We start from the raw sequence: 13,849 nt of genomic DNA, 5'->3' as shown, positions 1-13,849 counted from the left end.
TGTAGGCTTGCCGCCATGAATGACTTGCTCGATGCTGTTCGCCGCCATGCCGACGCGCAGGCCGACGCCCACGGCATCGCCCGCACGCCCATCCCGGGCCTCACCACCGTGCGTGCCACGGCACCCAGCGGCCTGGTCTATGCCATCTCGCGCCCGCTCGTCGCCCTCGTCGTGCAGGGCCGCAAGCAGGTGACGCTGGGCGCGCATGCGCTGGACTTCTCGGCCGGCGAGTCGCTGCTGATCACGGCCGACGTGCCCACCGTCAGCCAGATCACCCAGGCCACGCTGGCCGCGCCTTACTACTCGCTGGTGCTGGAGCTGGACGCCGCCGTCATCGCCGAACTGGCCGGGCAGATGCAGGCGGCCGCGGCCGGCAAAGTCGTGCCTGTGCGCGTGCTACCGACCGACACCGAAGTGGCGAGCGCTGCCCTGCGCCTGCTTCAGCTGCTGACCCGGCCCGACGCGCTGCCGGTGCTGCAGGCTTCGTTGTTGCGCGAGCTGCACTACTGGCTGCTGGCCGGCCGGCACGGCGCCGCCATCCGACAGCTGGGCTGGCCGGGCGGGCATGCCGAACGCATGGCCCGTGTGGTGGCGCTGCTGCGCGCGGAGTTCGCCAAGCCCTGGGCCATCGAGCAGTTGGCCGGCGTGGCCGGCATGAGTGCTTCAGCTTTCCATCGCCACTTCCGCGAGACGACGTCGCTGTCGCCGTTGCAGTTCCAGAAGCAGTTGCGGCTGATCGAGGCGCGACGACTGATGCTGGCCGACGGATTGAGCGGCAGCGCCGCCGCCTTCGCCGTGGGCTACGAGAGCGTGCCGCAGTTCACCCGCGAGTACGGCCGCCTGTTCGGCCAGCCACCGGTGCGCGACGTGGCCGCTGCCCGGCTCAGCGCCCAGGCTTGACGCCCGTGTGGGAAAATCGTGGGCTTTTTCGCCTGCATTCCTGAGCCTCGTTTTGGACAAATTGATCGTTTCCCAGATTGCCGCCGAGCTGAAGGTTCGGCCCGCCCAGGTTCAGGCCGCCGTCGACCTGCTGGACGGCGGTGCCACCGTGCCCTTCATCGCCCGCTACCGCAAGGAGGCCACCGATGGCCTCGACGACATCCAGCTGCGTGAACTGGACGCCCGCCTGGCGTACTTGCGCGAGCTGGCCGAGCGCCGCGAGGCGGTGCTCAAGTCCATCGCCGAGCAAGGCAAGCTGACGCCTGAGCTGGAAGCTGCCATCCGCACCGCGCCGACCAAGCAGGAGCTCGAAGACCTCTACCTGCCCTACAAGGTCAAGCGCCGCACCAAGGGCCTGATCGCCCGCGAAGCCGGGCTGGAGCCGCTGGCCGACCAGCTGTTTGCCAACCCGCTGCTGGAGCCGCTGGCCGAGGCCGCGAAGTTCATCAACGCCGAGGCTGGTTTTGCCGACGCCCACGCGGTGCTCGACGGCGTGCGCGACCTGCTCGCCGAGCGCTGGGCCGAGGACGCCTTGCTGGTGGGCAAGCTGCGCGAGTGGCTGTGGGACGTGGGCCTGTTCCAGTCCAAGATCATGGACGGCAAGAGCCCGGACACGCCGGACAACGCCAAGTTCCGCGACTACTTCGACTACGCCGAGTCCATCAAGACCGTGCCGTCGCACCGGGCCCTCGCCGTCTTCCGCGGCCGCACGCTGGAGCTGCTGGACGCCAAGCTGGTGCTGGATGAAGAAGTCGTCGCCGGCCAGCCCACCCTGGCTGAAGGCCGCATTGCCAGCCACCTCGGCTGGCGCCATGCCAACCGCCCCGGCGACGCGCTGATCCGCAAGACCGTCGGCTGGACCTGGAAGGTAAAGCTGAGCCTGAGCCTGGAGCGCGACCTGTTCGCCCGGCTGCGCGAATCTGCCGAAGCCACCGCTATCAAGGTCTTCGCCGAGAACCTGCGCGACCTGCTGCTGGCCGCACCGGCCGGCAAGCGCGTCGTCATGGGGCTGGACCCGGGCATCCGCACGGGCGTCAAGGTGGCCGTCGTCTCCGACACGGGCCGTGTCTTGGACACCTCCACCGTCTACCCGCACGAGCCCCGCCGCGACTGGGATGGCTCGCTGCACACGCTGGCCAAGCTCTGCGCCACGCACGGCGTCAACCTCATCGCCATCGGCAACGGCACCGCCAGCCGCGAGACCGACAAGCTCGCCGGCGAGCTCATCAAGAAGCTGCAGGCGCTGGACGCGAACGTGCAGATCGAACGGGTCGTCGTCAGCGAAGCGGGCGCATCGGTCTACTCGGCCTCCGAGTTCGCCTCCAAGGAACTGCCCGACCTGGACGTGTCGCTGCGCGGTGCCGTCTCCATCGCCCGCCGCCTGCAGGACCCGCTGGCCGAGCTGGTGAAGATCGACCCCAAGAGCATCGGCGTCGGCCAGTACCAGCACGATGTCAACCAGAGCGAGATGGCCCGCGCGCTGGACGCCGTCGTCGAAGACTGCGTGAACAAGGTCGGCGTGGACCTGAACACTGCGTCGCAGGCGTTGCTGGCCAAGGTGTCCGGCCTGTCGGCCTCGGTCGCCAGCAGCATCGTGCGCTGGCGCGATGCCAACGGCGCTTTCCGCAATCGCCAGCAGCTGCTGGACGTGACGGGCCTCGGCCCCAAGACCTTCGAGCAATCCGCGGGATTCCTGCGTATCCGCGGCGGCGACAACCCGCTGGACTTCAGCGGCGTGCACCCCGAGACCTACCCGCTGGTGGAGAAGGCCTTGGCCCAGCTCAAGCGCCCGGCCGCTGACGTCGTCGGCCGCAGCGAAGTGCTGCGCACGCTGAAGCCCGAACTGTTGGCCGACGAAAAGTTCGGCCTCATCACCGTCAAGGACGTGCTGGCCGAGCTGGAAAAGCCCGGCCGCGACCCGCGCCCGGACTTCAAGGTCGCCCGCTTCAACGACGGCGTCGAGGACGTCAAGGACCTGCAGCCCGGCATGCTGCTGGAAGGCACGGTCAGCAACGTCGCGCAGTTCGGTGCCTTCGTCGACCTGGGTGTGCACCAGGACGGCCTCATCCACGTGAGCCAGCTGTCCAACAAGTTCGTCACCGATGCGCGCGAGGTCGTCAAGACCGGCGACATCGTCAAGGTCAAGGTGCTGGAAGTGGACCTGGCCCGCCGGCGCATTTCCCTGACGATGAAACTCGACGCACAGGCACCCCGTGGCCCCAAGCAGGACAACAGCTTCCGCCCGCCCGCCCGCAACGAGCGCCCTGGCGGCAATGGCAGCAACGGCGGCGGTGGACGCGACTCGCAGCCGGCTGGCGGCGCCATGGCTGCGGCCTTCGCCAAGCTCAAGCGCTGACCTTCGTCATTGACACAACGGGCTGCCATCATCGCGGCCCGCACCACAGGGCGTTGATTGACGCCCCTGAACCTGCAACTGGTCGCAGCAAGCCTGCAGCCTGGCGCGCATCTGGTTATCGTGCGCGCCGCCCCGAACACCGCCATCCGGAGTCCTCTTTGAAAACGCCCGTCCTCGCCTCGCTGCTGCTGCTCAGCCCCGCCCTGGCCCTGGCCCAGCAGGAGGTCGACCGCGCGTCCACCTCGCCCACGCCGAACAACAGCCAGCTCGAACGCGTCTCGGTGACACGCCAGCAGACCGACACCGACCTGCGCCGCCGCGAGCCCGTGGCCAAGCAGCTCTACGGCCGCGACGAGCTGGACAAGTACGGCGACACGCAGCTCAGCGACGTGCTCAAGCGCCTGCCCGGCATCAACGTCTCCGGCGGCCAGTTGCGCATGCGCGGCCTGGGCGGCGCCTACACGCAGATCCTCGTCAACGGCGAGCCGGCGCCCCCGGGCTTCAGCCTGGACAACCTGAACCCCGCCCAGGTCGAGCGCCTGGAGGTCAGCAAGGCCCCGACGGCCGACCAGAGCGCCCAGGCCATCGCCGGCACGCTGAACATCATCCTGAAGGACGCCCCGCGCGTCGTGCAGAAGGACTTGCGCCTGGGCCTGGCCTACGCGAGCGAGAAGCCTGTCATCAATGCCGGCTTCACCTACGGCGACCGCATCGTTGGCGGTGTCGGCTTCGTGCTGCCGATCTCGGTCTACCAGTGGAACTTCAAGAACGAGCTGGATGGCGAGCGCCTGAGCAACGCCGCCCCGACGCCGCCGCTGCAGCTGCGCCAGCACGTCAGCAACGAGGGCTATGACCGCGCCCACGGCCGCGGCTTCAATGTGTCGCCGCGCCTGAACTGGAAGCTGGGCGACGACGAGACGCTGAGCGTGCAGGGCTTCTTCGTCAGCAACCGCTTCCGCAACGAGGGCGAGAACACCGTCACCAAGCTGCCCGACAGCGACGCCCTCTACGTGCCGCGCACCATCAACGAGGTCACGCGCAACCGCGGCACGTTCTCGGCCAACCGCATCAACCTGCAATACAACAACCGCTTCGGCGAGGACCGCCGCGTCGAGCTGCGCGCCGGCACGGGATCGGGCGGCGCGGACTTCAACTTCGACTTCGAAGGCCGCAACGGCGCCACGCCGATCAAACGCACCACCTCGGGCGAGAACCGCAACCGCAACAACTCGCTGGCCGGCAAGTACAGCCAGTACGCGGGCGAGGCCCACACCGTCACCGTTGGCAGCGAGATCGAACGCCGCGTGCGCGACGAGGTCCGCCGCACGGTGGAAAACGGCGTCGATCTGCTGCCCGGCATCGAAGGCCAGCCCTTCAACGCCACCATCACCCGCACCGCCATCTACGGCCAGGACGAGTGGGAGATCAACAAGCAGTGGTCGGCCTATTTCGGCGTGCGCCACGAGCAGATCAAGATGGCGAGCGAGGGCACGGGCGTCGTTGGCAACAGCGACTTCCAGAGCACCAGCAAGGTCACGACGCCGCTGCTGCACCTGAACTTCAAGCCCGACCCCAAGGGCCGCGACCTGGTGCGCGCCAGCCTGACGCGCAGCTACAAGGCGCCGGACGTGCAGCAGCTCATCAACCGCCCGTCCATCAACACGACCGAACCGCTGACCGTCGGCAACACCCGCACGACGCCCGACCGCATCGGCAACCCCGGCCTGAAGCCCGAGCTGGCAACCGGCCTGGACATCGCCTACGAGAGCTACCTGCCAGCGGGTGGCCTGGTGTCGGTGGGCCTGTTCCGCCGCAGCATCACCAACCTGATCCGCACGGATCAGCCGCGCCTGCAGACCGTCAGCTGGGCGCCGACGCAGCGCTGGGTCATCACGCAGATCAACCTCAGCAAGGCCACGACCGAAGGCCTGGAGCTGGAGGTCAAGGGGCGCGCGGGTGAGCTCTTCCCCAGCCTCTTCGACCCGACGACCGCGCTGTCCCTGCGCGCCTCGCTGAACGTCTACCGCTCGTCGGTCAGCGACATCGCCGGCCCGAACAACCGCCTGGAAGGCCAGCAGCCCTGGCAGTTCAACTTCGGCGCCGACTACCGGATGAAGAGCCTGCCGATCAACATGGGCTTCAGCGCCCAGATCGCGCCCCACTTCGACGTGCAGCAGAGCGCGCTTCAGAGCCAGGAAAGCCTGGCCTCGCGCTCGCTGGACGCCTTCGCCGCGATGCAGGTCACCAAGCAGGACGGCGTGCGCCTGAGCGTCAATGGCCTGTTCCAGCCCAAGCAGGGCACGCGTGTGACCTACAACGGCCTGCAGGACTTCATCCTGAACGAGCGCAAGCCCGTCGCCTGGTGGGCCGTGAACTGGGAACACAAGTTCTGAAGACTCAAGCCGTCCCGGTCGTGTCACGAGACGCGGCCGGTCTCGGCTATCTTGTCGGGCGATGACTTCTGCTGCCCTTCAAGTATTTGCCGGCCCGGCCGCCAAGGCGCGCCTGGCCGAGCGAGGCCTGCGCGCCGAGGACGTGGGCCTCATGCCCGCCGCCGCCGGCGGCCCCAAGGGGCTGATCCTCAACGGCCTGGACCGCTACGTCTTTGGTGACTGGCTGCCCCAGAGCCGCCAGACGGTGCACCTCGTCGGCGCCAGCATCGGCGCATGGCGCATGGCGACCGCGGCCCTCGCCCACCGCGACGTAGCCGCCGCCTTCGACACGATGGCAGAGGCCTATGTGACGCAGGAGTACGACGTGCTGCCTGGCGAGAAGCGCCCGCGGCCCGAGGGTGTCAGCAGGCGCTTTGGCGAGATCCTGGGCGAGATATTCCAGGGTCGCGAGGGCGAAGTCTTGGCCCACCCCCGGCTGCGCCTGCACGTGGTCACGTCGCGCGGCCGGGCTGGATTGCTCGCTCGGGAAGGCAAGCTCCGCACGCCGCTGGGTTACCTCGGCGCATTCGCGGCCAACGCCATGTCGCGCCCGCTGCTGGGCCGCTTCCTGGAGCGCGTCGTCTTCTCCGACCCACGCGACCGCCTGCCCCTCAAGCTGAACGACTTCACCAGCCGCGAGGTGCATCTGTCGCGCGCCAACCTGCGCGGCGCGCTGTTGGCGAGCTGCTCCATCCCCTTCTGGCTGCAGGCCCAGCACGACCTGCCCGGCGCGCCGCGCGGCGCCTACTGGGACGGTGGCATCACCGACTACCACCTGCACCTGGACTACCGCGCGCTGCAGGCCTCCACCGCGCCGCTGGTGCTCTACCCGCACTTCCAGCGCCAGGTGGTGCCCGGCTGGCTGGACAAGGCGCTGAAGCACCGCCACCGCTCGACCGCCTTTCTGGACAACGTCGTGCTGTTGTGCCCGTCGCCTGAGTTCATCGCGACGCTGCCCGGCGCCAAGCTGCCGGACCGCAATGACTTCATGGCCATGGATGCCACCGAGCGCCGCCACCGGTGGCGCATTGCCGTGACGGAAAGCCAGCGCCTGGCCGACGAGTTCGCCGCGTTGGCCCAGCGCGACTCCATTTCGGCCTTGCCGCTTTAGAATCGCTATTCCCTCCCATCACAAGAGCGAGAAAGGCACCCTGGTTATGACACCGCGAACTACGACCACCTTCACAGGTACCTAGTCGGCCGCGGCTCGTCACGCCAGTCCTTTTCGGACTTCACCAATCAAGCGCGGCAAGTGGCCGCGCTTTTTTGTTTTCGCCCTTTCTCCGCGCTCTGGAGCACCCCATGATTTCGATTCAACTCCCCGACGGCTCCCGCCGTGAGTTCCCCGCTGCACTGTCGGTCGGCGACGTCGCCGCCAGTATCGGCGCCGGCCTGGCGAAAGCCGCCCTGGGCGGCAAGGTCGACGGCAAGGTCGTCGACCTCAGTCACGTCATCGACCACGACGTCCAGCTTGCCATCGTCACCGAGAAGGACGCCGACGGCCTGGAGCTGATCCGCCACTCGACGGCTCACTTGCTGGCGTACGCAGTCAAGTCGCTCTACCCCGAAGCCCAGGTCACCATCGGCCCGGTCATCGAAAACGGCTTCTATTACGACTTTGCATACAAGCGCCCCTTCACACCCGAGGATCTGGCCGCCATCGAAGCCAAGATGACCGAGCTGGCGAAGAAGGACGAGAAGGTCTCGCGCCGCGTGCTGCCGCGCGACGAGGCCGTGGCCCACTTCAAGGCCATGGGCGAGGCCTACAAGGCCGAGATCATCGAGAGCATCCCGGCCGACCAGGACGTGTCGCTGTACGCCGAAGGTGCCTTCGAAGACCTCTGCCGCGGCCCCCACGTGCCCAGCACGGGCAAGCTCAAGCACTTCAAGCTGATGAAGGTGGCCGGCGCCTACTGGCGCGGTGACCACCGCAACGAGCAGCTGCAGCGCATCTACGGCACGGCCTGGGCGACCAAGGACGACCTGCAGAAGTACCTGACGATGCTGGAGGAGGCCGAGAAGCGCGACCACCGCAAGCTCGGCAAGGAGCTGGACCTATTCCACATCGACGAGCATGCCCCCGGCGTCGTCTTCTGGCACCCCAAGGGCTGGACGGTGTGGCAGGAGGTGGAGCAGTACATGCGCCGCGTGTACCGCGACAACGGCTATCAGGAGGTCAAGGGCCCGCAGCTGCTCGACAAGACGCTGTGGGAGGCCTCGGGCCACTGGGACAAGTACAAGGACAACATGTTCACGACGGACTCGGAGAAGCGCGAGTACGCGCTGAAGCCGATGAACTGTCCGGGCCACATCCTGATCTTCAAGCAGGGCGTGAAGAGCTACCGCGACCTGCCGCTGCGCTTCGGCGAGTTCGGCCAGTGCCACCGCAACGAGCCCACCGGTGGGCTGCACGGCATCATGCGCGTGCGCGGCTTCACGCAGGACGACGGGCACATCTTCTGCACGGAAGACCAGATCCAGGGCGAAGTCACGGCCTTCACGGCGCTGCTGCAGAAGGTCTACAAGGATTTCGGCTTCACGGACATCATCTACAAGCTGTCGACGCGGCCTGAGAAGCGCATCGGCACCGAAGAGAGCTGGGACAAGGCCGAGCACGCCTTGGCTGAAGGCCTGCGCGCGTCGAACTGCGACTTCACCTATCTGCCGGGCGAAGGTGCCTTCTACGGCCCCAAGATCGAATACACGCTGAAGGACGCCCTCGGCCGCGAATGGCAGTGCGGCACGATCCAGGTCGACCCCAACATGCCGGAGCGCCTGGACGCGGCCTTCGTCGACGAGGACGGCGAGCACAAACGCCCGCTGATGCTGCATCGCGCCATCGTCGGCAGCCTGGAGCGTTTCATCGGCATCCTGATCGAGCAGCACGCCGGCGCGCTGCCCACTTGGCTCGCACCAACACAGGTCGTGGTGGCCAATATCACCGATGCACAGGCCGATTACGTGGCGGAAATTGTGAAATCGCTGCAAAAACAAGGGCTTAGGGCCTCGGCAGATTTGCGCAACGAGAAGATCACCTATAAAATCCGCCAGCATTCCATGCAAAAGCTGCCGTACATCCTCGTCGTAGGCGACAAGGAAAAGGCGAATGGCAGCGTTGCGGTACGCGCCCGTGGCAACCAGGACCTTGGCGTGATGCCCCTGCAGGACTTCCTCAACCGGATCTCCGCAGACATCACCAACAAGGTCTGAACCGGCCTCTCGGGCGCGATTTGTTTTGTTTGGGCCCCTCGCCTTGGGGCCCGTTGAAAGGTCTACACCATCGCTACGTTTGCTGACCGTCGTGCGATTCCGGAGCGCAAGCACCGGTTGAACCGCGAAATCATGGCTCCCGAAGTCCGCCTGAACGGCCCCGAGAACGAACCCATCGGCGTCGTCAGCATCCAGGAAGCCCTGCGTATGGCGGGCGAGCTGGACGTGGATCTGGTCGAGATCTCTGCCACTGCGAATCCGCCGGTCTGCCGGCTGATGGACTACGGCAAGTTCAAGTACCAGGAGCAAAAGCGCGCTGCCGAAGCCAAGTCCAAGCAGAAGATCATCGAAATCAAGGAAGTCAAATTCCGTCCGGGTACGGACGAAGGCGACTACCAGATCAAGATGCGCAATCTGCGCCGCTTCATCGCTGAAGACGGTGACAAGGGCAAGGTCACGCTGCGCTACCGGGGCCGTGAAATCACCCACCAGGACATCGGTATGCGCCTGCTGGAGCGGATTCGCGACGAACTGGCCGACGTGGCGATCGTCGAGAACATGCCGAAGCTCGAAGGTCGGCAAATGATCATGGTCCTGGCGCCGAAAAAGCGCTGAGACCAAAACAGGTTTGACTGGTCGGTTTGGTCGCCGGCCAGTTCACAAGTCTCCTGAGGCCAACAAGCATGCCGGGCTCACCGGTATCGCCCCAGGGACACACTTAGAAGGAGCATCAACATGCCCAAAATGAAGACCAAGAGCAGCGCGAAAAAGCGTTTTCGCGTTCGTCCGGGTGGCACCGTCAAGCGCGGTCAAGCGTTCAAGCGCCACATCCTGACCAAGAAGACCACGAAGAACAAGCGCCATCTGCGTGGCACTGTCACCGTGCACGAAACCAACATGGGTCACATCGCTCAGATGCTGCCCTTTGCTGGTCTGTAATCCACTAACGACTCAAGGAGAAACACATGCCTCGCGTCAAACGTGGTGTAACCGCTCGTGCCCGTCACAAGAAGGTCTTGGCTCTGGCCAAGGGCTTCCGGGGTCGCCGTAAGAACGTCTTCCGCATCGCCAAGCAGGCGGTGATGAAGGCGGGCCAATACGCCTACCGTGACCGTCGTACCAAGAAGCGCGTCTTCCGCCAGCTCTGGATCGCCCGTATCAACGCTGCATCGCGTGGTCTGGGTCTGTCCTACAGCAAGTTCGTGGCGGGTCTGAAGAAGGCCCAGATCGAGATCGACCGCAAGGTCCTCGCCGATCTGGCCGTGAACGACCCGGCTGGTTTTGCCAGCATCTTCGCCAAGGTGAAGGCCGCGCTCGCCTGATTGCGATTCGCCTCGGCTCACGTCGGGGTACGCAAACTTTCAGGGCCGGCCCACCAGGGTCGGCCCTTTCTCATTCCGAATTCCGAATGTCTGATCTCGACGCTTTGCTGCAAGCGGCACAGGCCGACTTTGCCGCCGCCCCGACGCCCGCCGAACTCGAAAATGCCAAGGCGCGCTTCCTTGGCAAGTCTGGCCGCGTCACCGAACTGATGAAGGGCCTGGGCGCCCTCAGCATCGAGGAAAAGAAGACCCGCGGCGCCGAGATCAACCAGCTCAAGGTCGGCATCGAAGCCGCCCTCACCGCCCGCCGTGACGCACTGGCCGCCGCCGAGCTCGAGAAGCAGCTCAAGGCCGAAGCACTCGATGTCACCCTGCCCGGCCGCAACCGCGGCACCGGCGGCCTGCACCCGATCACGCGCGCCATGGAGCGCATCGAAGCCATCTTCGGCTCCATGGGCTTCGACGTGGCGGACGGCCCCGAGATCGAGACCGACTGGTACAGCTTCTCGGCGCTGAACAACCCCGAGAACCATCCCGCGCGCTCCATGCAGGACACGTTCTACGTCGACATGAAGGACGAGAACGGTTCGTGGCTGAACCTGCGCCCGCACACCAGCCCGATGCAGATCCGCTACGCGCAGGCCCACGCCAAGCGCTATGCGGGGCAGGACACGATGCCCGAGATCCGCGTCATCGCGCCGGGCCGCACTTACCGCGTGGACAGCGATGCGACCCACTCGCCCATGTTCCACCAGGTCGAAGGCCTCTGGGTGGGCGAGAACATCTCGTTCAAGGACCTGAAGGCGGTCTATCTCAACTTCATCACCGCCTTCTTCGAGACCGACCAGCTGCAGCTGCGCTTTCGCCCCAGCTACTTCCCCTTCACCGAGCCCAGCGCCGAGATCGACATCATGTTCGAAAGCGGACCGCTGAAGGGCCGCTGGCTGGAGGTATCTGGCTCCGGCCAGGTGCACCCGCAGGTGATCCGCAACATGGGCCTGGACCCCGAGCGCTACATCGGCTTCGCCTTCGGCTCCGGCATCGACCGCCTGGCGATGCTGCGCTACGGCGTCAACGACCTGCGCGCCTTCTTCGACGGCGACCTCCGCTTCCTCGCTCAGTTCAAGTAATTCGACGACCGATATGCAATTCCCCGAGTCCTGGCTGCGCGAGTTCTGCAATCCGCCGCTGTCCACTGAAAAACTGGCCGAACTGCTGACCATGTCCGGCATGGAAGTCGAAGAGCTGCGCCCCGTCGCGCCGCCCTTCCACGGCATCGTCGTCGCCGAGATCCTCGAAGCCGAGCAGCATCCCAACGCCGACAAGCTGCGCGTGTGCAAGGTCAACGCTGGCGGCGCGGAGCCGCTGCAGATCGTCTGCGGCGCACCCAATGCCCGCGTCGGCATCAAGGTGCCGCTGGCCACGGTCGGTGCCGAGCTGCCTACCGATGACGCCGCCAAGCCCTTCAAGATCGGCGTCGGCAAGCTGCGCGGCGTTGAGAGCTTCGGCATGCTGTGTTCCGCCCGCGAACTCAAGTTGAGCGAAGACCATGGCGGCCTGCTGGAGCTGCCTGCGGACGCCGTCATCGGCGAAGACATCCGCAAGCATCTGAACCTCGACGACACGCTGTTCACGCTCAAGCTGACGCCCAACCTGGGCCATGGCCTGAGCGTCTTCGGTGTCGCACGCGAAGTCTCCGCACTGACCGGCGCACCGCTGCTGATGGCCGAGTTCCCGCCGGTGAAGCCGACGCTGGACGACAAGCTGCCCATCCGCATCGAAGCCGCCGACCTGTGCGGCCGCTTCTCGGGCCGCATCGTCAAGAGCATCGACACCAAGGCGAAGACGCCGGCCTGGATGGTCCAGCGCCTGGAGCGCTGCGGCCAGCGTTCGGTGACGGCCCTCGTCGACATCTCCAACTACGTGATGTTCGAGTACGGCCGCCCGTCGCACATCTTCGACCTGGACAAGATCAGCGGCGAGCTGGTCGTGCGCTGGGGCAAGGCCGGCGAACAGCTCAAGCTGCTGAACGGCAACACCATCACCGTCGACGACAAGGTCGGTGTCATCTCGGATGCACGCGAGGTTGAGTCCCTCGCGGGCATCATGGGCGGCGACCACACCGCTGTGTCCGACGACACGCGCAACGTCTACGTCGAAGCTGCGTTCTGGTGGCCCGAAGCCGTCATGGGCCGCGGCCGTCGCTACAACTTCTCCACCGACGCTGGTCACCGCTTCGAGCGCGGCGTCGATGCGTCGCAGACCGTCGAGCACATCGAGCGCATCACCCAGCTCATCATCGACATCTGTGGCACGGCCGACACCAAGGTCGGCCCGATGGATGACCAGTCGCCCAATGTGCCGGTACGCAAGCCCGTCGCTTTGCGCGTCGCTCGCGCCGCCAAAGTCATCGGCATGCCGCTGACGCAAGCGCAATGCGAAGGCGTGTTCACGCGCCTGGGCCTGCCCTTCACGAGCGCTGACGGCGTGATCACGGTGACCCCGCCGAGCTGGCGCTTCGACATCCTCATCGAGGAAGACCTCATCGAGGAAGTCATCCGCGTACTGGGCTACCCCACGCTGCCGTCCACCGCGCCGCTGGCACCCATCGTGGGCCGCACGGGCTCGGAGTCACGCCAGGCGACGCATGCACTGCGCCGTTCCGTGGCCGCGCGCGACTACTTCGAGACCATCAACTTCAGCTTCGTCGAAGAGCGCTGGGAGCGTGAGCTGGCCGGTGTTACCGACCCGATCAAGCTGCTGAATCCCATCGCCGCACCGCTGTCGGTGATGCGCACCAGCCTCATCGGCAGCCTCGTGCAGGTGCTGCGCCACAACCAGTCCCGCCGCGCGACGCGTGTGCGCGTGTTCGAACTGGGCCGCGTGTTCAAGCGTGACGCTGGCGTGGCCTATGGCCCGCTGTCCGTCGCTGGCATCGAACAGCCGCTGCGCCTGGGCGGCCTCGCCTGGGGCCCGGCCGATCAACAGCAGTGGAGCCAGCGCGACCGTGCCGTCGACTTCTTCGACGTCAAGGGCGACCTGGAAGCGCTGTTCGCGCCGCAGACGCTGAGCTTCGAAGCCGCTGAGCATCCGGCCCTACACCCGGGCCGCAGCGCCCGCGTGAAGCTGAATGGCGCCGTCATCGGCGTCGTCGGCGAACTGCACCCGCGCTGGCGCCAGGGCTACGAGATCAGCGGCAGCGCGCCCATCGTCTTCGAGCTGAACCTCGACGCTGCGCTGCTGCGCACGCTGCCGCAAGGCCAGCCGCTGCCGCGTCAGCAAGCCGTGCAACGCGATCTGGCGCTGGTCGTCAAGGACAGCACGCCGCACAACGTGCTGATGGCTGCCATCACAACCGCCGGTGGCGCGTTGCTCCGCTCGGCCAGGCTGTTCGACGTCTTCAAGCCGGCGGCCGGTGCCGGCACCGATCTGCAGGCCGACGAGCGCTCCCTGGCCGTGAGGCTGGAACTGCTCGACGACGAAGCCACGCTGACCGATGAACGCATCGATGCGGCCGTGGCGGCCATCGTCACGGCAGCGAGCAGCCAACTCGGCGCCCGCCTGCGCGGCTGACCCCAGGAACAGGAACA

The 13,849-nt window shown here is 66.4% G+C and carries 10 protein-coding genes; all 10 read left to right on the top strand.

The genetic code is table 11. From position 1 onward, the window contains the following. The first annotated feature begins 15 nt into the window (after nt 1-15). The 10 genes from AC07V5_RS19385 to pheT all read left to right on the top strand — a co-directional run bounded on the left by AC07V5_RS19385 (nt 16) and on the right by pheT (nt 13,832). On the top strand, nt 16-900 hold the full coding sequence (locus AC07V5_RS19385) for an AraC family transcriptional regulator (RefSeq protein WP_495117344.1): 885 nt from the start codon (nt 16-18) through the stop codon (nt 898-900). A gap of 52 nt (nt 901-952) precedes the next feature. Next, nucleotides 953-3,295: a Tex family protein gene (locus AC07V5_RS19380; RefSeq protein WP_495117343.1), complete on the top strand. Its 2,343-nt coding sequence runs from the start codon at nt 953-955 to the stop codon at nt 3,293-3,295. A gap of 158 nt (nt 3,296-3,453) precedes the next feature. Further along, the gene (locus tag AC07V5_RS19375; RefSeq protein WP_495117342.1) at nt 3,454-5,688 is read left to right on the top strand and encodes a TonB-dependent receptor plug domain-containing protein; all 2,235 of its coding nucleotides are present in this window, start codon (nt 3,454-3,456) and stop codon (nt 5,686-5,688) included. Between the two features lie 61 nt (nt 5,689-5,749). Continuing rightward, the gene (locus AC07V5_RS19370; protein ID WP_495117341.1) at nt 5,750-6,838 is read left to right on the top strand and encodes a patatin-like phospholipase family protein; all 1,089 of its coding nucleotides are present in this window, start codon (nt 5,750-5,752) and stop codon (nt 6,836-6,838) included. A 191-nt stretch (nt 6,839-7,029) separates the two neighbouring features. Then, nucleotides 7,030-8,937, top strand: coding sequence for a threonine--tRNA ligase (gene thrS / locus AC07V5_RS19365; protein ID WP_495117340.1), 1,908 nt, complete (start codon nt 7,030-7,032; stop codon nt 8,935-8,937). Nucleotides 8,938-9,006: 69 nt separating this feature from the next. Further along, nucleotides 9,007-9,552, top strand: a complete 546-nt coding sequence (gene infC / locus AC07V5_RS19360) for a translation initiation factor IF-3 (RefSeq protein ID WP_082568087.1) — start codon at nt 9,007-9,009, stop codon at nt 9,550-9,552. A 120-nt stretch (nt 9,553-9,672) separates the two neighbouring features. Further along, a complete protein-coding gene (gene rpmI / locus AC07V5_RS19355; RefSeq protein WP_495117339.1) occupies nt 9,673-9,876 on the top strand; it encodes a 50S ribosomal protein L35 in 204 nt (67 codons plus the stop codon). A gap of 26 nt (nt 9,877-9,902) precedes the next feature. Continuing rightward, entirely contained in the window at nt 9,903-10,259 is a 357-nt protein-coding gene (gene rplT, locus AC07V5_RS19350; protein WP_025564000.1) for a 50S ribosomal protein L20, read from the top strand. 86 nt (nt 10,260-10,345) lie between these two features. Then, a complete protein-coding gene (pheS, locus tag AC07V5_RS19345; RefSeq protein ID WP_495117338.1) occupies nt 10,346-11,389 on the top strand; it encodes a phenylalanine--tRNA ligase subunit alpha in 1,044 nt (347 codons plus the stop codon). Nucleotides 11,390-11,402: 13 nt separating this feature from the next. Next, the gene (gene pheT, locus AC07V5_RS19340) at nt 11,403-13,832 is read left to right on the top strand and encodes a phenylalanine--tRNA ligase subunit beta (protein WP_495117337.1); all 2,430 of its coding nucleotides are present in this window, start codon (nt 11,403-11,405) and stop codon (nt 13,830-13,832) included. Nucleotides 13,833-13,849 lie beyond the last annotated feature (17 nt).

It is taken from the genome of Roseateles sp. GW821-FHT02E12 (assembly GCF_059421665.1).
Note: the sequence above shows the minus strand (reverse complement) of the source record. Positions and strands in the feature narration are given on the sequence as shown.

Bases quoted from the DNA above. Each gene is read 5' to 3' on its own strand.
- rplT (WP_025564000.1), top strand. From the start codon at position 9,903: ATGCCTCGCGTCAAACGTGGTGTAACCGCTCGTGCCCGTCACAAGAAG.
- AC07V5_RS19370 (WP_495117341.1), top strand. From the start codon at position 5,750: ATGACTTCTGCTGCCCTTCAAGTATTTGCCGGCCCGGCCGCCAAGGCG.
- thrS (WP_495117340.1), top strand. From the start codon at position 7,030: ATGATTTCGATTCAACTCCCCGACGGCTCCCGCCGTGAGTTCCCCGCT.
- pheT (WP_495117337.1), top strand. From the start codon at position 11,403: ATGCAATTCCCCGAGTCCTGGCTGCGCGAGTTCTGCAATCCGCCGCTG.
- rpmI (WP_495117339.1), top strand. From the start codon at position 9,673: ATGCCCAAAATGAAGACCAAGAGCAGCGCGAAAAAGCGTTTTCGCGTT.
- pheS (WP_495117338.1), top strand. From the start codon at position 10,346: ATGTCTGATCTCGACGCTTTGCTGCAAGCGGCACAGGCCGACTTTGCC.
- AC07V5_RS19385 (WP_495117344.1), top strand. From the start codon at position 16: ATGAATGACTTGCTCGATGCTGTTCGCCGCCATGCCGACGCGCAGGCC.